14 protein-coding genes and 1 pseudogene are annotated in these 21,038 nt (G+C 61.3%); 9 read left to right on the top strand and 6 right to left on the bottom strand.

All coding sequences use genetic code 11. From position 1 onward, the window contains the following. Positions 1-4 precede the first annotated feature (4 nt). Both AYM40_RS31795 and AYM40_RS31790 read right to left on the bottom strand, forming a co-directional pair. The gene (locus tag AYM40_RS31795) at positions 5-628 is read right to left on the bottom strand and encodes a LysE family translocator (protein ID WP_063499958.1); all 624 of its coding nucleotides are present in this window, start codon (positions 626-628) and stop codon (positions 5-7) included. A 416-nt stretch (positions 629-1,044) separates the two neighbouring features. After that, complete coding sequence (locus AYM40_RS31790; RefSeq protein ID WP_063499957.1) at positions 1,045-3,234, bottom strand: S53 family peptidase; 2,190 nt, start codon at positions 3,232-3,234, stop codon at positions 1,045-1,047. A gap of 493 nt (positions 3,235-3,727) precedes the next feature. Between AYM40_RS31790 and AYM40_RS39405 the strand changes: the two genes are divergently transcribed. Then, the gene (locus AYM40_RS39405; RefSeq protein ID WP_420488491.1) at positions 3,728-3,886 is read left to right on the top strand and encodes a hypothetical protein; all 159 of its coding nucleotides are present in this window, start codon (positions 3,728-3,730) and stop codon (positions 3,884-3,886) included. 339 nt (positions 3,887-4,225) lie between these two features. Here AYM40_RS39405 and AYM40_RS31785 read toward each other — a convergent pair whose 3' ends face one another. After that, entirely contained in the window at positions 4,226-5,506 is a 1,281-nt protein-coding gene (locus tag AYM40_RS31785) for a hypothetical protein (protein WP_063499956.1), read from the bottom strand. 1,033 nt (positions 5,507-6,539) lie between these two features. Here AYM40_RS31785 and AYM40_RS31780 point away from each other — a divergent pair. Continuing rightward, complete coding sequence (locus AYM40_RS31780; protein WP_063499955.1) at positions 6,540-6,779, top strand: hypothetical protein; 240 nt, start codon at positions 6,540-6,542, stop codon at positions 6,777-6,779. Positions 6,780-7,044: 265 nt separating this feature from the next. On the opposite strand, the pseudogene AYM40_RS42935 reads toward AYM40_RS31780, so the two are convergent. After that, positions 7,045-7,257: pseudogene (locus AYM40_RS42935) on the bottom strand (hypothetical protein); the annotation flags it as partial. Positions 7,258-7,356: 99 nt separating this feature from the next. Between AYM40_RS42935 and AYM40_RS31770 the strand changes: the two are divergent. Beyond that, complete coding sequence (locus AYM40_RS31770; protein ID WP_063499953.1) at positions 7,357-7,959, top strand: hypothetical protein; 603 nt, start codon at positions 7,357-7,359, stop codon at positions 7,957-7,959. A gap of 222 nt (positions 7,960-8,181) precedes the next feature. Here the strand turns inward: AYM40_RS31770 and AYM40_RS31765 are convergent, their stop codons facing one another. Beyond that, positions 8,182-8,952, bottom strand: coding sequence for a DUF4410 domain-containing protein (locus AYM40_RS31765; protein ID WP_063500841.1), 771 nt, complete (start codon positions 8,950-8,952; stop codon positions 8,182-8,184). Between the two features lie 699 nt (positions 8,953-9,651). On the opposite strand from AYM40_RS31765, the gene phaP reads away from it, so the two are divergent. The 3 genes from phaP (at position 9,652) to AYM40_RS31750 (ending at position 12,449) form a co-directional block, all read left to right on the top strand. Continuing rightward, positions 9,652-10,077 (top strand): phasin family protein, encoded by a 426-nt coding sequence (phaP, locus tag AYM40_RS31760; protein ID WP_063499952.1) that lies wholly within the window; start codon positions 9,652-9,654, stop codon positions 10,075-10,077. A 633-nt stretch (positions 10,078-10,710) separates the two neighbouring features. Further along, positions 10,711-11,160 (top strand): DUF2844 domain-containing protein, encoded by a 450-nt coding sequence (locus AYM40_RS31755; protein ID WP_082855526.1) that lies wholly within the window; start codon positions 10,711-10,713, stop codon positions 11,158-11,160. An 11-nt stretch (positions 11,161-11,171) separates the two neighbouring features. Then, positions 11,172-12,449, top strand: a complete 1,278-nt coding sequence (locus AYM40_RS31750; protein WP_063499950.1) for a DUF3443 domain-containing protein — start codon at positions 11,172-11,174, stop codon at positions 12,447-12,449. A 45-nt stretch (positions 12,450-12,494) separates the two neighbouring features. On the opposite strand, the gene AYM40_RS31745 is transcribed toward AYM40_RS31750, so the two are convergent. Further along, positions 12,495-13,598: a zinc-binding metallopeptidase family protein gene (locus AYM40_RS31745; RefSeq protein WP_063500840.1), complete on the bottom strand. Its 1,104-nt coding sequence runs from the start codon at positions 13,596-13,598 to the stop codon at positions 12,495-12,497. 323 nt (positions 13,599-13,921) lie between these two features. On the opposite strand from AYM40_RS31745, the gene AYM40_RS31740 reads away from it, so the two are divergent. From AYM40_RS31740 to AYM40_RS31730, 3 genes are read left to right on the top strand one after another with little or no spacing between them, the layout of a single operon-like run. Beyond that, positions 13,922-17,404: a DUF2126 domain-containing protein gene (locus AYM40_RS31740; RefSeq protein ID WP_063499949.1), complete on the top strand. Its 3,483-nt coding sequence runs from the start codon at positions 13,922-13,924 to the stop codon at positions 17,402-17,404. 46 nt (positions 17,405-17,450) lie between these two features. Further along, positions 17,451-20,021, top strand: coding sequence for a circularly permuted type 2 ATP-grasp protein (locus tag AYM40_RS31735; protein ID WP_063499948.1), 2,571 nt, complete (start codon positions 17,451-17,453; stop codon positions 20,019-20,021). Then, positions 20,018-20,908, top strand: coding sequence for a transglutaminase family protein (locus AYM40_RS31730; protein WP_063499947.1), 891 nt, complete (start codon positions 20,018-20,020; stop codon positions 20,906-20,908). Before AYM40_RS31735 ends, AYM40_RS31730 begins: the two co-directional genes overlap by 4 nt. The last annotated feature ends 130 nt before the right edge of the window (positions 20,909-21,038 follow it).

The following is a 21,038-nucleotide window of genomic DNA, read 5'->3' as shown; positions in this document are numbered from 1 at the left end:
AATGTCAAACGGCTTGGCCGAGCAGCTTTAGTGCGATCGGATACAGCGAAAGCACCAGCAGCAGCGCCATCGCCACATTGAAAATGCGCAGCCGCTTCGGGTCCGACAGCACGCGCCGCATCGCGGTGCCGAAACCGGCCCACAGGCAGATGCACGGAAAACCGATCACGTAAAAGACTACCGCCATTGCGATGGCGTTCATGCTGGTGCTCTCGCTCAGGTGGATCGTCGTGGCGGCGGTCAGCACCATCATCCACGCTTTCGGATTGATCCACTGAAACGCGATGGCTTCATGAAACTTCATGGGCCGGCGATCGCCTTTCCTGACCTTCAGTTCGCCCGAGGTGCCGATTTTCCACGCGAGATACAGCAGATACGCGACGCTCGCGACTTCGAGCACCGTGTACAGCACGGGAAAGTGCACGAAGGCTTCGCCCAGGCCAATCCCCACCGACAGCATCAACAGGACGACCCCGGCGCTGATGCCGGAAACATGGGGCAGCGTACGGCGAAAGCCGAAGTTGACGCCCGAGGCCAGCAACATCGTGTTGTTCGGACCGGGCGTGATCGTCGTGACGAGCGCGAACAGAATGCCGGCGGGCAGCGCACTGAGGCTGAGGTAAGACATAGGTGGCTCCGGTGGCGGTCGGTAGGACCTTGGGAGCATTCTAGCGAACCATGCCGGTACAGTACCTGTACGGATTATGGGATGGTGTCCGGTACAGGTGCGCGCATGAGGTTCGCATTGGACGCGCCCAGCGGCCTTCGGACGACAGTAATAGTGGGATTCGCGCCACTATTACTGAGATTTACGACACTATTAATGAGACTATTTAGTCCGCGTTGGGTTAGGGGAGGTCAGTGTGCCCACCGCAACGAATTTATGATGCTGGGTTCGGTGGGCAATTGCGAGGCCAGACAGTGGCACGTGTTGTGACTCGTAAGGAAGTCGGCAACCTGAAAAAGCGTCGATATCATTTTCCGTGGTTCTGGTGCAAATAGGCTCATTGGACCGGTCACAATAGCGATCGAATCAATTACCTGTCATGGGATAGCCGTCAAATGCAGCACCTGGCTGACCAGGTAGTTCACATTGAGCCAGTTGATTGCAAGGTTACTGACGTTGACCGTCCCGATACCCGTGGCAAAATTCCAGCCGGTGCTGGCGCCATAGGCTTTTGCGTAGCTGGTACCACTCGTTGAGAGCACACCGTAGGTGCCACTCGGGAGAAAGCAATTGTTCGAACCTGAGCAATTCACGTCCATGTCGCCAGAGGTGACGTTATAAAAGATGCAGTTGCTGGCGTCGCGATTGCCAAGACTCGAATTGCAGACACTGCTACCCAGCAGGACATTCTGAACCGCGGCCAGTTCGTAATAGACGGGGCTTGGATTGCCTTGGCGGGCTTCGCCGGTGTACTGGTTCACCAGGGCCTGAAAACCGGCCCAGATCGGCGCGGAAAACGATGTCCCGCCACCGCCGGACCATCCGCTTGGCGCGCCTGTACAGGCGACACCGCCGTTGGACGTGTCGGTGTCGCAGACAACGTAGTAATGGCCCCAAACGCCGCTGGCCGCAAACAGAGAGACATCGGGAATATCACGTACCCCATCGGGCGGATTGCCCGTTGCCAGCGGCTGCCAGGCCGGCTTGGCGTATCCCTTACATGTTCCGCTGACCACCCCGCCTAGTGATGGACTTCCTGTGGCACAACCGCTCGGTCCGCCGCTGCCGGCGGATATCGTCAAAAACGCGGCCTTGCCCGTTGGGCTGTTGCAAAACCCGTTTGCGCCATAAGTCGTGCTATAGCCGTAGGCCTTAGCAATCAGCACGCTGGCGCACGAATTGTTCCACGGGATTTCAGGAATATAAGATATCGCGGAACCATAGGTCGACGTATTGCCTGAATTCCAATAGGAACTGGTGACGCCTGCCGAGGCATCGCCGAAATCCGTACCCCCCACAGCAACATTGTAGGGTGTCGAGGCAAGGCCGCTGACGCCGATTCCATGTGTCGAAATTGACTGCCCTGCGTCACAGCTCGTAGCGCCCTGATCACCCGCTGCGACAAAGACAGAGATGCCGAGTGCGGCTGCCTGCTGATAAATGGTCGCGTACGCCGCATTGGCCGCCGCCCCGTTTTTCGCCTCGCACTCCCCGTAGCTAACGCTGATGATCGCAGGTGGGTTGATACCGTTCACCACGTTCTGCAGTGCGATCAGACCGCCAAATGTCGTGCTGGTATCGCCACAGGACGCCAGCACAATGGATGCGCCAGGGGCGGCGGCGCTCGCCCATTCTGCATCGAGCACGGCTTCTCTTTCGCTAGCTGCGACGACACCGGGATTAGAACAATTGTTAGCACTGCTCGCGGCTGCCGGGTGAACCTGCGTGAATGCACCGCTTGTATAGCCAGATAAACCGAAGGTCGAGCGGAATGTGGTCCAGTCAGCTGTGTTGTAAACGTTTGTATTCTCTATGACGACGATCGTCTGCCCTTGGCCAGAGACGCCTGAACGAAACAGCGGATTCACATTGTAGATGGTCGCGAGATCGGCCGGCACAACCGCATGGCGCGTTGCGTTGCCACTGGTGTAGGTGTAATCGGAGCGCGGGATGAAATTTGTATGCGGCTTGAAATCGCTCAGCGATACTATCCCGCGTACGGCGTCCGCAAGCGCAACCGGGATCCGTGGATTGCTTACGTTTGCTATATGCGTCACTCCATTTGACACGATATGATGGATTTCGGTCCGAAACGCGTCGCGGATCTGCCCCGCTGTTCCCGAGAAATCGATCACCATCCCGCCTGACTCAACGCCGTTTACCGTTAGTCCGTGCCGGGAAAGCCAATCGCTGACCGCGTTGACATCCGCGTCCGCCGGGCCGAACTCCGAGCGGAACTGTGCTGCCGTGAGCCATTGATGGAAATGTGCGGATTTTGGATCCTGAAGACTTGTAATGAATCTGGCGAGATCTGCGTCCCTCTCTGCCGGCCTCTTCAGAAGAAGCTGAACATGGTAAAGCACTAGCGCGTCGTCCACCCGGCCGCCCTCATTGAGAGCGTTCAACTCCGGACGAGTATTGCCTGGCAACTCCACCGTCTTGCTCTCGTCGACGACCTGCGTGACAAGCTGCCTTGCGGACTGCGCCAATGCTACGGATACCTTGCCGAATATTACGATCGGTATAAGCAGGCTCACCACGAAGACTGGATTAGGTCTTTTGAACATAGCGTATCTCCCGACGCGCCCGACCAGTATTGACTGCTGGAATCGAGCATACGAAATTCAACAATCGTTGATTCCGGACCCGCGCAGAACAGCACTCCGTCATCGAACCGTTGCTGCATTGGGCATGCTTTGACGACCTTCAGTAAAGCCAGACACCTGCGCGACACAATCGTCGTCGTGTTGAAGACGCGATTCATCTCGCCCCCTGAATTTCCGGCCACCGACAGAACGAGAAGCAAGCTTTACGCCATTCGTAAAAAGTCGTCTCCACATCTCCGCTAACTCAGCTCAGGCGGGGCAGTGGGCAAATTCCCGAGACTTGTCGGAGAACCACGGGTATCAACGTGTCGTAGAACACGCTGCGATCCAACGCGCGCGTAACGTAACGTGACGTAACGTCAGATCCGCCATTCCGTGCGGTGCAACCTCACGATCCCAGCGAAACGTTTCGAGAGACCGCTTCTGGGATCTCTCCCGCGAGGAAGTTCACGCCTTGTTGGGGGCACCCGATTCGGGTACGTGGCTCGGACGGCGCGATCGTGTATTGCTCACGCTGCTTTACAACACTGGCGCCCGAGTGTCAGAACTGATCGGAATTCGGGTGGCCGATGTAAAGCTCGCCACGACGCCGTGGGTACCGGTATCTGCCTGATCGAATGAAGCGTGTACGCGAATGAGGAGCGCAGCGTGCAGGCACTGGTTGATATCGTGCGTCGTTCGTCTGGGCGCGAACATCCGCGTATGACCCTGGCAAGACTTCTGATGTCAAACGAAAAGGTGAGAGCGCGCGCAATGGAAGCTTTGTCAAAGGTGAGGGTTTCAGGCGCGCCCGATCCTCCAAAGGACCCGCGCGGGGAACCGGTCCCTTGGGATGTCGCAAAGGCTGCGTTGGGCGCCCGATCCGACGGAGAACTAAACGAGATTTGAAAGTTATGCCTCGAACGCGCTGACAGTCGAGAAAACAAGCATGTCTTTACCCGAGCGAGTGCGCCTACTCCCATCCCTGATATCCGACAGGCTGTGCCGAATTGCCGTAACCGGCGGGGTACGGCCGCCGCAGTTCAGGTGGCGTGTACATCTCGTTATATGCCGGATAGGCAGGCGGGCGGCCCACTATGATGACCTGCGGCGCCGCCGCTTGAGCGGGCGGCCGAGGTACGTAGGCGGACTGCGCGTCAGCCGGCTGGTACCGGGCGGGCGGATACGGAGCGGGCGCGTACTGGTAAGCCTGAACGGTTCGAGGCGGCGGGGGCGGCGGCGCGTATTCCCGCCAGGCGTACCCACCTGACTCCTGAGACTCTGTTGACATCTGGTTATAGGCCGGCGCCGCCGCGTATTGCTGGGGCTGCTGGTTCTGATATTGCCGAGGTTGCCGGTTGTGCGCCGCTTGAGACGGTAGAGGCGCTTGAGTTCCTTGCTCCACGGCGTATTGCGGTTCCTCATCGGCCTGCCGATATCGCGGCACCGCCCGCTGAGCGTTCTGGAAATCGCGCCTCTGCGTCACCTGCGCGTCGTCATCATTGTCCGACTTTGCTTCCGGCAATGCCGTCACGGCTTGCGTCGGAATCAGTATCGGAGGCTCGGACTCGGTGGCAAACAGCTTCGGCGACGTAGTCCGCGTAGAAACCTGCTTCAGAGGCACAGGTTGCATTTCAGCCCGCTCAGGCGGCGTAACCCGCGCTGAGGCCTGCTTCAACGACGCGACCGGTGCATAGACCCGCCTCGGCGGCGCAGACGCGACTTGCGCGGGACCGTGCTTCAGCTGCACAGGCTCGGCTTGCGCGGGACCGTGCTTCACCGGCACAGGCTCGGCCTGCGCGACGACCAGCCTGGACGGCGTAGCTCGCGCAGCAGCATCCCGTTTCGGCGATGTGACCGGCGCGGTTACATGCCTCAGCGACACGGCTTGCGCTACAACCCGCCTTGGGGGGGCCACCCGCTCGGCAACCGGCTTCGGCGATGCGGGCATGGCCGGCGCAGCAAGCTGCTTTTGCCGATGCTTCACCTCGTCGCCCAAGGTCGCATAGGATTTCGAGTCTTCCCTGGCGCGCGCGTTATAGCCGATGAAATACGCATAGCGCAGGTCTGCAAGGCGCGCCTGAATGTCGGCTTCGGCGGAGACGCGTTTTTCGCCGGGATCGAGAGATGCGTCGACGGTCGAGTCTTCGAAGGCCGAGGCTTCAGCATCAGCGGCACGGGCGGATCCGGGATGCAGCGCGCCCACAGAAGACATAAGCGCAGCGGCTACCGCGACGAGCACTTTTTTTTCCATACTTTCACCTCGGAATTCCGTGCGACAGACCGCGTGGGATTCTCCAATCTCCGGACCGGACTTCCAGGCGCGCTTCCGGGATATCGGCTCCTTTTAACACGTCCTTAAGGGCCCAGGATAGTGTTTCCGGGTATAACCTGGGCGAATGACTATATGCCGTACAACCATAGTCATACCGACGTTGTCGGTCCGGAAATTCTTGCCTGCTCCGGCGGCCATAGCACGCATCAGCTCGCGCCGCGGTCGGTGGAAAAGTTCGGCCTCGAGAACACTCGCAAGGCCGTTCGCCAAAGCATCGAAAGCCTCCCACCCGCTGACAGCGCGCGCAGCGGGCAGCCTGTTCATGCTCGTAACCGACGAGCATGTCATCGATCAGGGGCATGCCGGCGACCGCCGTCACCTTGAGTCCCGCGAGACTTGCCTTACAACGGAACGCCCAACAACTCGCCTCCCCAAAAATAGGTGCCGACCCCTCTCATGCCGTGCTGACAGCATCTGATTATTTCCATTCATGAAGAAGACTATTTGTTTGAATGGCACGTGACGGCACGCGCAGGATCCCCGACAATACGAGTCGCGACGGGGCGTAGCACTGGCTGGTGCGACACTGGATTCCTCATCCGGTCCCCGCCGTACTCCTGCATTCGCGCTAGTAGCAGGGCGGAAGGGCCTTGAGAGTTGCACAAATGGAGTCGCGCACGGATCGACTGCTGCGAAGCAGCTCGACAGCTAACCCCGTCAGTTGGAGGCTTGCTTCAGAGCAGGACCGGCGCCTAATTTGCGGTGTCAACGCCCTCTCGCGGCCATCAACCCCTGCGACATTGCTCTCTCAACTGACGTGCGTCGCATCAGGTTGACTTTGGCGTTTCGCATTACAGCCGAGCGTGCCATTCAGAACGATGATGAACATCTGGCCGAAGAATGCGAACGGGTAGTTTCACTGCAGGGCGTTGCGCATCCGTGTCAGGTTTTTCATGGTCCTTGGCGGAACAACCGTCTAAGGGCCAATATTTCATAACGTTTAGGAGAGTTTATGGCTTTCGAACATCGTGGCTTTCGGGTGACTGCCGATGCTGTGGCTGATGAGCTTGGCGTTCAGTGGGTATGTCATGCCCTTATTGAACGTACCGATGGCGATGCGAAGAAAGGCGCGCCCGCAGGCATCGAACTAACTATTCCCAGGGCTAAGATTGATCCTTTGATGGCAATCAGCGCACTGGAGCACAAATCCCGGGCCGCCATCGATGATTGGCATGAGGCAGGGCAAGCATAGAGGCAGGTCTTCATTCACTTTGAGCTGCCCTGCGCCGGCGCGAGACCCGCGGGTTCCAGCTCAAATACGCACCGATTGATGTTCTTGCTAAAGCCACGCGCCGTTGGCGCTGGCGTCCAGTTCGCAACCAAGGTTGCGCATTTAGTTCCGTTTATGACTAGCCGAAACGCATGCGCGGTGCTTTGTCAAGTTGGCGTGCGTAGGCTATCTGTGTAGAGAGCAAGCGTAGTTATCCTTATCAGATAACTTTCTCGACGAATCCAGCGCCGGTTTTGTCGCACCGGCAACGGATCGTTTCGTCCCACAAGGGGACTTCCTTCGGGGCGTATGAGACCACGCCACCACGCTCGAGCAACAACTCCTCAATGTCGCGCAGGTTCAGGTTGAACCGGAAATACCAGCGAACCGCCAAACTGATGACGACCGCAGGGAAGCGGTGACCGTGATAAAGCGATTTCAGCGCTTTCGTTTTCTTCATCGCCTCATTTACCGCCGCCTTATCATCAACCTGACAAAGCCTTCGGGGCATGTATAAACGGTATATACTGTTTATACAGTTATTAACGCGGAGAAGCACATGGCAGCGCCCGTCACTAAAGAGCACACCAAGAAGGCATTCCATTTCCCTAAGAGCTCGCCCAGGCACGCGGTCAATGGCGCGGAGCCGGCAGTCGCGCTGGAACAGCCGGCGCAAGCGGCGCCTGTAGTCAAGAAAGCGGCCAAAAAGGCGAAGCGCTCGGCAACGGTTGAAGCAAAGCCTGTCGCTAGGAAAGCAGCCAAAGCGAAGCGCTCGGCAGCTGCGGATTCGAAGCCCGCCGTTAAGAAAGCGGCCAAAGCGAAGCGCTCGGCAACCACGGAAGCAGTGCCTGCGGCTAGGAAGGCAACCAAAGCGAAGCGTGCCGCAACTGCGGAAGCCGCGCCGGTCAGCGCATCTGAAGCAAAAAAAACCAAGCAGCCGAAGAAAGAAAAAGTCGTGCGCGACAGCTTCACGATGCCGAAATCGGACTACGACAAGATTGCGTCTCTCAAGCAGAAGTGCCTCGACGCCGGCGTGTCGGTCAAGAAGAGCGAGCTGTTGCGAGCAGGGTTGATGATGCTGGAGTCGGCGGCGCCGCAGCGCCTGCTTGCCGCGGTGTCGTCGCTCGAGACGGTGAAGACGGGGCGTCCCGCGAAGCTCTAACCCGGCATCGTGGTCCGATGCGAGGTTTTAATCAATTAGTGCCCGCCCCGGCGATGTCGGACTGCAGCGCATCCGGCTGCAAGTGCTCGAGCCGCTGGGGCGGCTACGAGGCATCATCATTACATCGCCATATTGCTGGAAAGTGACGGACAGATTACGTCGAGCCGCCGCAGCAGCGGCGTGACGCTCGAAGTGACGCTGATCAAGCCTGCCGCGGGGTGCTTATCCTTTGATGTGCTCCGTCGAGAGCCAGCCCCCGCTTACGCCGATCTGCGCCACCTGTTTCGCCACCGCGTCGGCGAGACGCTTCGCATCCGCTGAAACACCGGCCTTCCTGGTTTCGGATACGGCGTGCAAGCCGCCGCCCACGGCCGCGGAGGTCGCGATGCTCCCGGCTGCTGCGCCCACGCCGGCTGTTTCGGCCATGCCGGGGGCCTTGCCGCTGTCGCCGGTGGCATTGAAACTTTGCACCAGGCGCGCGGTGCCGCCCGCCGGTTTGTACAGAATCTGCACGGAACTGCTCACCTCGCTCTTGCCTGCGCCCAGGCCGATCAGCACGCGGCGGCGGCGATTGCCCGCGTCGATCGTGTCGAAGCGGCCTTGCACGAGCAGCACGTTCTGATCGGCGGGGGCGGGGATGTCGGAGCGAATTGCGCGCAACCCCATCGATTGCAATTGATGCACGATTTCGTTGGCGACCTGCTCACGTACGGCGATCGCATCGGCTGATTGCTTATCGGCGGCGGACGAGCCGTCGAGGTGCGATTTCAATTTCTGCAGCATGCCGCCGTTGTCCAGTTTCACCTGATCCGGATTGCTGTCGAAGGTGTAGACATAAATGTTGTCCGGGCGCACTTGCGGCTCTGCGCTGCTCTGGGTCGCGTTGTTGATGCTGCCGCCGGCGCAGCCGGTCAGGAGCGTGCCGCAGCAGACCATTGCGACGCATGCAAATCGAGCGGCATTCTTTTTGAGGAAACTCACTGAAGTCAACATGTTCATCCTGTCGTCGGCACGCGGTGCCGTGATGGTCGAATGCACATTCCGATGATCGGGCAACCGTGGGATCGTTGATCATCGGGATCGCATTCGCACATAAAACACCCTTGATCTCATGCGTCTTTTTTCTTACGCACCGGCAGCGAAACGAAGTATGGGTGAGTCACTTCCCAAACTCCATTCAACAATTATTTCGCGCTATGTCACGGCGAAACATGCAGTCGCGGGGCGTGGTTCGGCGTGGGATGAAAGCGACGGTGAGCGCATCAGACCAAGGCGAGCTTGATGATGCAGAAAAGAACGAAGACGAGTAGCGCGGCGGCGACGGCCATATTCAGCGGATAGCGCATTATTCACCAGGCACTAGCGATGCGGTGCTCTCATCCTAATCAACTGAGGGAAGATGAAAAGTGGCCAGACAGGCTGCTATGTACGAAAGCGAACGTAGCGCACCGAACGGCCGCGCTGTTTTTTTGCGGAAACGTTTCCAGTTGATTTTGCATCGTGCGCCAGGGTGTGCCCGCTGGCGCAATGTTGGCGGATAGCGCATGATTGCAGCAATGTGCCGTCCGACCCCAGATGCAGCAAGCCTTTGCGGGCGGTGCGGCGCACACGACGCCACGGGTGCATCTGTCGGAGAAACCCATTGCGGCGATGCACCGCGGGCGAGTATTCAATCGTTAAGGAGGATTTCGCATGGACCGACCTGACGCCGCCAATCCGTTTGGCGATTTCACCAAAATGCTGGAGCAGTTCAAGCTTCCCGGCTTCGACGTGCCCGCCATCATGGAAGCGCGACGCAAGGACATGGAAGCACTGGCTCAGGCGAATCAGACGGCATTCCAGGGCATGCAGTCGCTCGCGCAAAAACAAACCGAGATGCTGCGCACCACGCTGGGCGAATTGCAGTCGCTCACGGGGCAGTTGTCGGCCGGCGGCGCCGCGCCTCCAGCGAAGGCCGCCGAACTGATTCAGCAAAGCCTGCATAAGTCGCTAGCGGATATGCAGCAGTTGGCGCAAGCCGCATATCAAACGCAGGCTGAGTCGTACGCGGTGATCGCAAAACGCGTAGAAGAAAATGTGCAGGAGCTCAAATCGCTCTTGCAGCAGCAGAAAAAGTAATGGACGCAACCGCGTCGAATCGCTCGATCGAGAATCCGGATTTGGCGCGGCTCGCAGAAGTCGCAATGAATTAGCAGGAAAGTTGGGACGAAACACCCGGTGCCGCGGATGACGACCAAGTTATCCGCGGCATTTTTTTTCGCCTCGAATCGTGCTCATCGCGTGATTTTATCTTCACACAAAAGCAGTCTGGCCGCGCCGCAATAATCAGAAGAAATAGGCCCATGCACACGAGTTATTCAGCGTGCGCTTACATTGACTGCCACATGCCGCACGCATTGATATTTTTCTGCTGTGGCCCCGTTATTTCATGTGTGTGTTCGCTTTAAACAGGCCATATCGGAAAAATCTGCGTCGAAGCGCCGTCCCTTGGTGATCCTGTCCTCAAATATCAAACGGATTCGAACGGCACAGCACCCGCATTGGGTTTAAATCGGCCCGCAAACGATTGCCATGCCCCTTCGCGATGGCTAAAGTTTCGCGCCGCCACTCCGTAGACGCATTCACACAACCCAACCGGTGTGAATGCAATACCGGCACCGCCGGTCTGGAGTGCCCACCTGAATTCCCGTTCGTGATCGGCCTACGCGCCGGTCACGAGCGTTTCACCGCGAAGGAAATCTTTTGAAACCGATGCTCTCTACAAGCATTGCTCGCGCAATGCTAGGGGCCAGTTGCGCGCTGTCGTTTGCCGCGCATGCCACGCTCGGCCAGAACGCCAACACTGTCGACAGCGATCTGACGCGCCTTCACGCAGTGGCTCACACGTCCACTACGCAAAGCGCGTATTCGGTACACCTGATTACGATGCCGTCCGGCACGCTGGTGCGCGAGTACGTCGCGCCCAACGGCATCGTCTTCGGTGTCGCGTGGCAAGGCCCGACGCTGCCGGATCTGAAATCCATGCTGGGCACGTCGTTCGACCAATACGTCGCCGCTACCGCGACGCGCCGTGGCACGCCGCTGGCGGTGTCCAACAACGATCTGGTCGTATTCTCCGGCGGGCATCTGCGCGCGTTTGCCGGCCATGCCTATCTGCCGCAAGCGGTGCCCGCGGGCGTCGATGTCGGCATCATTCAATAACGGAGCGGATCATGCGTCATACGTCTTCGTTCGTTACCTTGTTGGGGGCGGCGCTGCTCGCGGTGCTCGTCAGCGCCTGCGGCGGCGGGGGCGGCGGTTCCAGCGGTTCCGGCTCCTCCGCGAATTCCAGCAACTCGACGAGCGTTTCGGCCGGTCCCACCGTCACCAATACGTCGCCTTCGCCGCAAGTGGTGGCTGCCAACGCAGTGCGCGTGACAGTCGACTCCGGTGTGAGCAACGTGCCGAACATGCCGTTCGTCAGCATCACGATTTGCGCGCCCGGCACCAGCCAGTGCCAAACCATCGATCACATCCTGGTGGATACCGGTTCGTGGGGCGTGCGTGTGTTCGCCTCGCAATTGCCCGCGTCGATGGCGCTGCCGCAACAGAAGGACGGCTCGGGCAATCTGGTTGCCGAATGCATGCAGTTCTTCGACGGCTACACGTGGGGTTCGGTGAAGCTTGCCGACGTGCAGATCGCCGGTGAAAAAGCGGCCTCGCTGCCGGTTCAGGTGATCGACCCGAACTACGCTTCGCTGCCGTCCGATTGCGCGAGCCTTGGCGCGTCGCGCAACACGCCGGGCACGTTGCAGGCCAATGGCATTCTGGGCATCGGCGTGTTCAAGCACGACTGCGGCGCGAACTGTGTGCAGAAGGCGGTGGCCGGCACGTATTACGGGTGCAGCGGCACGGCATGCACGTCGATTCCGCTCGCCGAGGCGCTGCAGGTCGCCAATCCGATTCCGTACTTCGCTACCGACAACAACGGTTCGATGCTGAGCCTGCCAACGGTGTCGGGCGGCGCGCAGTCGGTCAGCGGGCAACTGGTGTTCGGCATCGGCACGCAGAGCAACAATTCGCTAGGCAGCGCGCAGGTGATCGGCGTGAGTCCGTCGAATGGCACCTTTACCACGGTGCAGAACGGCACGACGTATTCGAGCAGTATTCTGGACAGCGGCTCGACTGGCCTGTTCTTCCAGACCAGTGCGTTGCCGGTATGCGCGAGCCCCAATAGCGCGTACTACTGCCCGGTGTCGGCCCAGTCGTTGAGTGCAATGATCCAGGGCGCGAACGGTACGACGAGCACGGTGAACTTCACCGTTGGCAATGCCAACACGATTGCGCAGACGTACAGCGGCGATGCGGCGTTGCCGTTGCTGGCGGGACCGGCCTTTGTGACGTCGTCGATTTTTGACTGGGGCCTGCCGTTCTTCTACGGCCGTAACGTATACGCCGCCGTCGAGCAGCAGGCGACGCCCGGCGGTACGGGGCCTTATGTCGCGTATTGAGCGATAGCCAGGTTAGGCTCCGATGGAAGCAAGCCCGCTGCCGGTTTATTCGGCAGCGGGCTTTTTTGTGGGTTCGCAGAGCTGTGTTTTATCGGCAGCCGCCGCAATCACCCGATGCACGAACCGCAGCTTGTCCACCACCGGCGAGGCTAGCGTGAACGGATAGCCGTCGGGCATGCCGAGACTGCGGTTCAGGCTGTTCAACGCATACGTGAGCGGAAACCAGCGCTTCATCAGATTCTCGAAGCTCGCGTCTTCCACGGGTGTGCGGTCGGTCAGCGTCGGCTCGCTCGGGTCGTCGGGCAACAAGGCGAGGCCGTACGAGGTCGCTGTATCCAGCACGTCGACGATCAGCATGTAGTGCGCCCACGTCTCAGCCCAATCCTCCCAGGGATGCATCGTCGCATAGGCGCTGATCGTCGAGGCCTGCCAGTCCTTCGGTGCCCCGTCGCGGTAGTATGCCGTCAGCGCCTCGCCGTAGTCCGCGCGCTCGTCGCCGAACAGCTTGCGGTAGGGCCCGAGCCAGCGCCGGTTGTTCGCCACCAACTGGTTGAAGTAGTAATGGCCCGTCTCGTGGCGGAAGTGGCCGAGCAGTGTGCGGTAGGGCTCGCCCATCGCGCTGCGCACCTTTTCGCGGTAGGCGTCTTCGGCTTCGGCGATGTTCAGCGTGATGAGGCCGTTATCGTGGCCGGTCATGACCGATGAACCGTCGCCGCCGTCCTCGAGGAATTCGAAGGCCAGGCCGGATTCGGGATCGGCCTGGCGTGACGGCACGTCGAGGCCGAGCGCGGCCAGCGTGTACAGCAGACGCCGCTTCGCCGTCTCCAGCCGGTACCAGTAGAGCCGGTTGTCAGGCATGCTCAGATTCGGAATCGTGCGCGTAAGCTGGCAGGCGCGGCACAGCGTGTCGGGCGAGTCGGCGGGGATCATCCAGTTGCAGACGTTTTCGACCGCGTAGTTGTGGCACTGCCGGAACAGCGCGCCCTCGGCACGTGGATGCAGACTGCGCCAGAGCCCTTTATCGGCTTCTTCGAAGGCGCTGATTTCGGCCAGTTCGGGCACATATCCGAGCAATGACTCGCACCGTTCACATCGAACGTTCTCGTAGAACACAAGGTGCGCGCAACGATTGCAGTGGAAGGTTTTCATCGATCGAACCCGGGTGGTGGGGGCAGTCATGGGGCGAAGCTGACGCGCAATCTTCATGCCGCATTTGCCAGACGTCACTGGTTTAACGCACATTACGTACATGATCGTGCATCGGCGCTGCGCCGCCTTGGTGCGCGGCAGCCGAAACGGCGGTGGAAAGGCGTGCTGATCGATCGACCGGACGGCCGGCAGACGCGGCAAACTTCGCAACAGGCGGTAATCCGGGCGGGTCGGGCAGTTCACGCGGTTTTTCGCGCTTGTTCTATAAACGGCATGAAGCTTGCTTTTTTGGCGGGCTGCCATCCTTTGTCAAGGAGTCCGGTGTGTCCATACGCGTCGCGTTGAATCACGTCACACATTACCGTTACGACAGGCTGGTTGCGCTGTCACCCCAGGTCGTGCGTCTCAGGCCTGCGCCGCATTGCCGGACCCCGATTCTGTCTTATTCGATGCGGGTCGAACCGGCCGAAAACTTCATCAACTGGCAGCAGGACGCGTTCGCCAATTATCAGGCGCGTCTGGTGTTTCCCGAGAAGACGCGCGAATTCAAGGTGACCGTGGATCTGGTCGCCGAGATGGCGGTCTATAACCCGTTCGACTTCTTTCTCGAACCGTCGGCCGAACAGTTTCCGTTCGAGTATGCGCCCGGCCTTGCGCTGGAACTTGCGCCGTACCGCGTCAAACGCTCAATGACGCCGCGCTTTGCCGAGTTCGTTGCGAGTATCGACCGCACGCCGATGGGCACCGCCGACTTCCTCGTCGGACTGAATCAGCGGCTGCAACGCGAGATCCGCTACCTGATCCGTATGGAGCCAGGCGTGCAGACGCCCGAGGAAACGCTGGTGAGCGCCGCGGGCTCGTGCCGCGATTCGGGTTGGCTGCTGGTCGAGACGCTCCGGCAACTGGGGCTGGCGGCGCGCTTTGTCTCCGGCTATCTGCTGCAACTCGCGCCCGATGTCAAATCGATCGACGGCCCGAGCGGCACCGAAGTCGACTTCACCGACCTGCACGCCTGGTGCGAGGTGTACCTGCCGGGCGCGGGCTGGATCGGCCTCGATCCGACTTCCGGCTTGCTCGCCGGGGAGGGCCATATTCCGGTTGCCTGCACACCCGAACCCGGCAGCGCGGCGCCGATCTCCGGCGCGGTCGACGAATCCGAAGTCGAGTTCGAGCACACCATGTCGATTGAACGGGTGGTAGAGACGCCGCGCGTCACCAAGCCGTTCAGCGAGGCGGTGTGGAACGACGTGCTAAAAATGGGCGCGCAGGTCGACCAGCGCCTGACCGAGATGGACGTGCGCCTGACGATGGGCGGCGAGCCGACCTTCGTGTCGGTACGCGATCGCGACGCCGCCGAATGGAACACCGACGCGCTCGGTCCCACCAAACGCGGCTACGCGGTCGCGCTGATGGACAAGCTGCGCTCGCGCTACGGCGCGAACGGCTTTCTGCACATCGGCCAGGGTAAGTGGTATCCCGGCGAGCAGTTGCCGCGCTGGGCGATGTCGCTTTACTGGCGCGCCGACGGCGAGCCGTGCTGGCACGACCCCACGCTCTTCGCCGACGAACGCGAGCCGGGCACCTACACGGCCGGCGACGCGCAACGTTTCCTCTCTCATCTGGCGACAAAGCTATCGCTCGACACGGACTGTATCCAGCCCGGCTTCGAAGACGTCTGGTACTACCTGTGGCGCGAGCGCCGCCTGCCGGTCAACGTCGATCCGCTCGATGCGCGCCTTGACGACGAACTGGAGCGCGTGCGTCTGCGGCGCGTGTTCGATGCGGGCCTGGGCGGCGCGACCGGTTATGTCTTGCCGCTCGCGCGCGAACGCGACGTGCCGAACGAGGCGCCGAAGTGGGTCAGCGGCCGCTGGTTTTTCCGCGACAAACGCATGTTCCTGATTCCCGGCGATTCGCCGATGGGTTATCGCTTGCCGCTCGACTCGCTGCCGTGGGTGTCGAAGACCGACTATCCGTATCAGCATGCGCACGATCCGTTTGCGCCGCCGGTGCCGTTGCGCCCGGCCGCGCAATTGCGCATGCAATACGACGGCGACGGCGAGTCCCGCCGCACCATGAGCACCACCGATGCGCGGCATGCGGCCGCGTTGTCGTCGTCAGCGGCGGATTTGCTGAGCGGCATGGCGGGCAGCGGCGTGCTGGCCTTTGCGCCTCAACCGGGCGACGAACAGGCGCCGGCGCGCGGGCAGTCGTCGAAGGAAACGCTGCGTACGGCGATCTGCGTCGAAGCGCGCGACCCGAAACGGGCCGCCGGTCCGAAGGCGGAAACCCAGGCGTTCGGCAGCGGCCGCTCGCTGCTGCATGTGTTCATGCCGCCGCTCACCGAACTCGACGACTACCTCGATCTGCTCGCGGCCATTGAAGCGACTGCCGCCGAATTGCGGATGCAGGTGGTGCTCGAAGGCTATCCGCCGCCGCGCGATCCACGGCTGAACGTCCTGCAGGTGACGCCGGACCCGGGTGTGATCGAGGTGAACATTCATCCGGCTTCGAGCTGGGCGCAACTGGTCGACAACACGGAGTACCTGTATCAATCCGCGGCCGAGAGCTATCTGAGCAGCGAGAAGTTCATGACCGATGGCCGGCATACCGGAACCGGCGGCGGCAATCACTTCGTGCTCGGCGGCGCGACGCCGGCGGATAGTCCCTTCCTGCGGCGTCCCGATCTGCTGGCGAGCCTGATCGCGTATTGGCACAACCATCCGTCGCTGTCGTATCTGTTTTCCGGGCTCTTCATTGGCCCGACGAGCCAGGCGCCGCGCGTCGACGAGGCGCGCAACGACCAGGTGTATGAATTGGAGGTGGCGTTCCGCGAGTTGCAGCGGCAGATCGATCTGCTCGGCGGCCGCGAAAGCGCGAACCTCCCAGCGTGGATGATCGACCGCTCGTTGCGCAACATCCTGATCGACGTGACGGGCAATACGCACCGTGCCGAGTTTTGCATCGACAAACTCTATTCGCCCGATGGTCCGACTGGCCGCCTCGGCCTGCTCGAATTGCGCGGTTTCGAAATGCCGCCGCATGCGCGCATGAGTCTCGTGCAGCAGTTGCTGCTGCGCGCGCTGGTGGCGCGTTTCTGGCACGCGCCGTATACGCAGCGGCTCACGCGCTGGGGCACGGAACTGCACGACCGCTTCCTGCTCGGCACCTTCGCGAAGCTGGATTTCGACGACGTGCTCGGCGAACTCAACCAGGCGGGCTTCGCCTTCGAGAGCAGCTGGTTCGCGCCGCACTTCGAATTCCGCTTCCCGCTGGTCGGCGCGACCACGGTGAACGGCGTTTCGCTGACCATCCGCAGCGCGCTCGAACCCTGGCACGTGATGGGCGAGGAGGGCTCGCCGGGCGGCACGGTGCGCTACGTGGATTCGTCGGTGGAAAGGCTCGAAGTGCGTGCGCTCGGTTTGAATGACAACCGTCATGTGGTGACGGTCAACGGTGTGCCGGTGCCGCTTCAGCCGACGGGCCGCGTCAGCGAATATGTGGCCGGCGTGCGCTTTCGCGCCTGGTCGCAGCCGTCGGCGCTGCATCCGACCATCGGCGTGGATGCGCCGCTCACCTTCGATCTGGTCGATACATGGACTGGCCGCTCGGTCGGGGGATGCCAGTATCATGTCGCTCATCCGGGCGGGCGCAACTATCAGACCTTCCCGGTCAACGCCTACGAGGCGGAAAGCCGGCGGCGCGCGCGCTTTTTCGCCTCCGGCCATACGCCGGGGCTGCTCGCGGTCGACATGCCGCAGCGCAGCCTCGAGTTTCCGTTCACGTTGGACCTGCGCTACTGGTAACCTGGTAGACTAACAGCGGCGGCAGACCTTTAAGAACGACACGACCTTGGCCTTTCAATCGACTTTTCCCTTCGAAGCGTCCGCGGCTCGCGCGGACGCTTCATCCTCATTGCGGCTGTTGCCCGCCTACGAAGGACATTGGGACGAGTTACGCGACGCCTCAGGCGCGTTGCGCGAACCGTGGCGGCAATTCTTCGAGCGGCTGGGCGAAGACGGCATCGCGCGATTGGAGGATCACTACGCCTCGGTCGCGCAGCAGATCCGCGACAACGACATCAGCTACAACGTCTATGCGGATAACGGCGAGCCGCGGGCCTGGGCGCTCGACCTGCTGCCATTCCTGATCAGCGAGGCCGAGTGGGCGCATATCGAGCGTGGCGTGACGCAGCGCGCGCATCTGCTCAATGCGATCGTCGCCGACGTCTATGGGCCGCAGACCTTGCTCGAACGTGGGCAGCTGCCGCCCGCGCTGGTGTTCGGGCATCCCGGTTATCTGCGCTCCGTGAAGGGCTTTACGCCGCCTGGCGGACAATATCTGCAGGTGGTTGCCGTCGATCTGGCGCGTACGCCCGACGGTGACTGGACCGTCATGGCGCATCGCACCGAGGCGCCTTCCGGCCTGGGTTATGCGCTGGAAAACCGGTTGATCGTGTCGACGCTGTTTGCCGATCCGTTCCGCGCGATGCGCGTGAGCCGCCTCGCGCCGACCTATTCGCAGCTGATTGCTACGCTCGCACAGGCCGCGCAGGCCACAATGCAGCACGACAGGTCGGGTGCCGATGGCTCGACGCATATCGCGTTGCTCACGCCCGGGCCATTTAGCGAGACCTACTTCGAGCACGTGTTTCTGGCGCGGTATCTCGGCGTCACGCTGGTCGAAGGCAAGGATCTGACCGTGCGCGACGACATGCTGTATCTGAAGACGCTCGCCGGTCTCGAACGGGTGCACGTCGTGCTGCGCCGTCTGGACGATGCGTTCTGCGATCCGGTCGAACTGCGCGCGGATTCGAGCATCGGCGTGCCGGGCCTGCTGCAGGTGATGCGCGCGGGCAATGTGATCGTGTCGAATGTGCCGGGTTCGGGCTTTGTCGAATCGCCGGCCTTGCATGGTTTTTTGCCGGGCATCGCCGAAGTGCTGCTCGATGAAGACCTTGTGCTGCCGAGCGTGGCGACGTGGTGGTGCGGCGAAAAGGCGGCGCGCGAGCACGCGTTCGGGCGTCTGGACGAAGCGTTCATTGTGCCGACCTGGCCGGTCGCGCCACGCGATGCGCCGCCCGGGATCGAACAGGGCAGGCAGCGGCTCTCGCCATGGCGTGAGCGCATCGAAGCGATGCCCGACACCTATACGATCCAGCAGCCGCTGCGCTTTTCCTGCACGCCGCGTTACGAAGACGGCACCATTGGCCGCCGTCCATCGGTGCTGCGCGTCTTTGCGATTGCCGACGTCGACGGGGGCTGGCATGTGATGCCCGGCGGCTTCACGCGGATGGCCGCCGAGCGTCAGGCGACGGTGTCGATGCAATACGGCGGCAGCAGTGTCGATACGTGGGTGTTGTCGAGTCAGCCGACCTCGACCTTCACGCTGCTGCCTTCGCCGATGCAACCCGCCGACCTCGCGCGCAAGCATCGCACCGTCTCGAGCCGCGCGGCTGAAAATCTGTTCTGGGCCGGACGTTATGGCGAACGCGCCGAAAACAACGTGCGGCTGTTGCGGCTGATTCTCGGCTCGCTGGAAGGCAACGACGCCGACGCGATGTTCCCGACGCTGGTCGAACTCGCCATGCATTGCGGTCTCGTGCAATCCGGCGATATGTTCTCGCCGGTTTCGCCGCCAGCATTCGAGCGCGCGCTGGTCGCGAATCTGAGCGAGAGCACCGGCGTTGCGAGCATTGGCCAGAACCTCAACTATCAGGCGCGTGCGAACGGCGAAGTGCGTGGGCGTTTGTCGAACGATCACTGGCGTACGATTCTCGCGGCGCGCAACGATTTCCGCGATGCACTGCAGACCGAGCGTAACGATCGTTATGACCGCGTGACGCTGATGAACGCGCTCGAACGCTTGTCGGTGCAACTGTCGGCGATCAGCGGCGCGCAAGGCGACCGCATGACTCGCGACGAAGCGTGGCGTCTGTTATTCGTCGGGCGGCACATCGAACGCGTGTCGGCGATGACATCGTTCTTGCGCGTGATCGCCGATAACGGCCAACTCGCGAAACCGGCCGGGTTCGATCTGCTGCTGCAATTGTTCGACAGCACGCTGACGTATCGCTCGCTGTATCCAGGCCGTTTCGAAGTGCCGGCTTTGCTCGATCTGCTGGTGATCGAGCCTACCAATCCGCGCGGAATCTACGGCGTCTATGACCGCCTGCGCACAAAACTCGACGAGATCGCCGTGGCCGCGGGCAGCATGCGGCATCGTCCGTTTGCGGAATTGATGCTGCCTGCCGATTCGTTGCCGACGCTCGAATCGCTGTGTTGCATCGACGAAAACGATTCATACGCCGACCTGATGGCGGTGTGCGATCAGATCGGCGGTTATGTCGGCGCGGCGGCGCATGAGATCAGCGCACGCTATTTCAGTCATGCCAGTACGGTGGCTTCGCAGGTTTGGTCATGAAGAACGCGCCGACCGTGTTGTCCGTCTCGCATCGCACGACCTACCACTACTCCACGTATGTGGAGACCGCCCAGCATCTCGCGACGATCAGGCCGATCGCCTGTGCGTGGCAGCGAGTGGTTTCGCATAGCGAAAAGATCGAACCGGAGCCGTCGTATCAGACTAGCCGTATCGACGCATTCGGCAACGACGTACTGTACTTCGCGTTGGACGCCCCGCACGAGCGCTTGCAACTCGTTAGCGAAACCACGGTGGCGGTCATGCCGCGCTGGACCGATCTCGATCCCGATGAAACGCCGGAATGGGAAGACGTGGTGGATGCGTTGCGTTTTTGGGTCGGCGGCGAGTTCCGGCCCGAGGTGGAGTTCTGCTTTGCGTCGCCGAACATCGTGCCGCGGCCGTCGTTGCGCGCTTATGCGCTGCCGAGCTTTCCTCCCGGCATGCCGATTGTGGCGGGGGCGATCGATCTGATGCACCGAATTCACGAAGACTTCGCGTATAAACCCTCGGCGACGATGTTCGACACGCCCGCCGAGCGCGCTTTCGAAATGAAGAGCGGGGTATGCCAGGACTTTGCGCAGGTGATGATCGGCTGTTTGCGTTCGCTGGGTTTGCCGGCGCGTTACGTGAGCGGTTATCTGCGCAACGATCCGCCGCCTGGGCAGCCACGCTTGATCGGTGCGGATGCCTCGCATGCGTGGGTGTCCGTGTATTGCCCGGAGAGTGGCTGGATCGATCTCGACCCCACCAATGACGTGTTCGCCGATAGGGACCACGTGACGCTCGCGATCGGCCGCGATTACAGCGACGTGTCCTTGCTGCGCGGGATGATCCTGGGGGGCGGGGCGCATCGGGTGGAAGTGGGGGTGACGGTGCTGGCGCTTTAACCTGCCGCCTTTTGTTCTGGCATTCTGATTCCGCTATTCATTGCGGGTAGTTTTCATCGTGAACGCGGAACAGAGGGTGACAGGGGCTGAGCGGGTGCTGCTGGTGCCGGCGCCGGATCGTCGGTCATGA

It is taken from the genome of Paraburkholderia phytofirmans OLGA172 (assembly GCF_001634365.1).
Classification (GTDB): Bacteria; Pseudomonadota; Gammaproteobacteria; order Burkholderiales; family Burkholderiaceae; genus Paraburkholderia.
The sequence above is the reverse complement of the archived record's forward strand: the minus strand, read 5'-3'. Positions and strand labels throughout refer to the sequence as shown.

Excerpts from the sequence above, each read along its gene's own strand:
- AYM40_RS31755 (WP_082855526.1), top strand. The coding sequence starts at position 10,711 with ATGCTCTCTACAAGCATTGCTCGCGCAATGCTAGGGGCCAGTTGCGCG.
- AYM40_RS31745 (WP_063500840.1), bottom strand. The coding sequence starts at position 13,598 with ATGAAAACCTTCCACTGCAATCGTTGCGCGCACCTTGTGTTCTACGAG.
- AYM40_RS31765 (WP_063500841.1), bottom strand. The coding sequence starts at position 8,952 with ATGTTGACTTCAGTGAGTTTCCTCAAAAAGAATGCCGCTCGATTTGCA.
- AYM40_RS31795 (WP_063499958.1), bottom strand. The coding sequence starts at position 628 with ATGTCTTACCTCAGCCTCAGTGCGCTGCCCGCCGGCATTCTGTTCGCG.
- AYM40_RS31790 (WP_063499957.1), bottom strand. The coding sequence starts at position 3,234 with ATGTTCAAAAGACCTAATCCAGTCTTCGTGGTGAGCCTGCTTATACCG.
- AYM40_RS31730 (WP_063499947.1), top strand. The coding sequence starts at position 20,018 with ATGAAGAACGCGCCGACCGTGTTGTCCGTCTCGCATCGCACGACCTAC.
- AYM40_RS31780 (WP_063499955.1), top strand. The coding sequence starts at position 6,540 with ATGGCTTTCGAACATCGTGGCTTTCGGGTGACTGCCGATGCTGTGGCT.
- AYM40_RS31750 (WP_063499950.1), top strand. The coding sequence starts at position 11,172 with ATGCGTCATACGTCTTCGTTCGTTACCTTGTTGGGGGCGGCGCTGCTC.
- AYM40_RS31770 (WP_063499953.1), top strand. The coding sequence starts at position 7,357 with ATGGCAGCGCCCGTCACTAAAGAGCACACCAAGAAGGCATTCCATTTC.
- AYM40_RS31785 (WP_063499956.1), bottom strand. The coding sequence starts at position 5,506 with ATGGAAAAAAAAGTGCTCGTCGCGGTAGCCGCTGCGCTTATGTCTTCT.
- phaP (WP_063499952.1), top strand. The coding sequence starts at position 9,652 with ATGGACCGACCTGACGCCGCCAATCCGTTTGGCGATTTCACCAAAATG.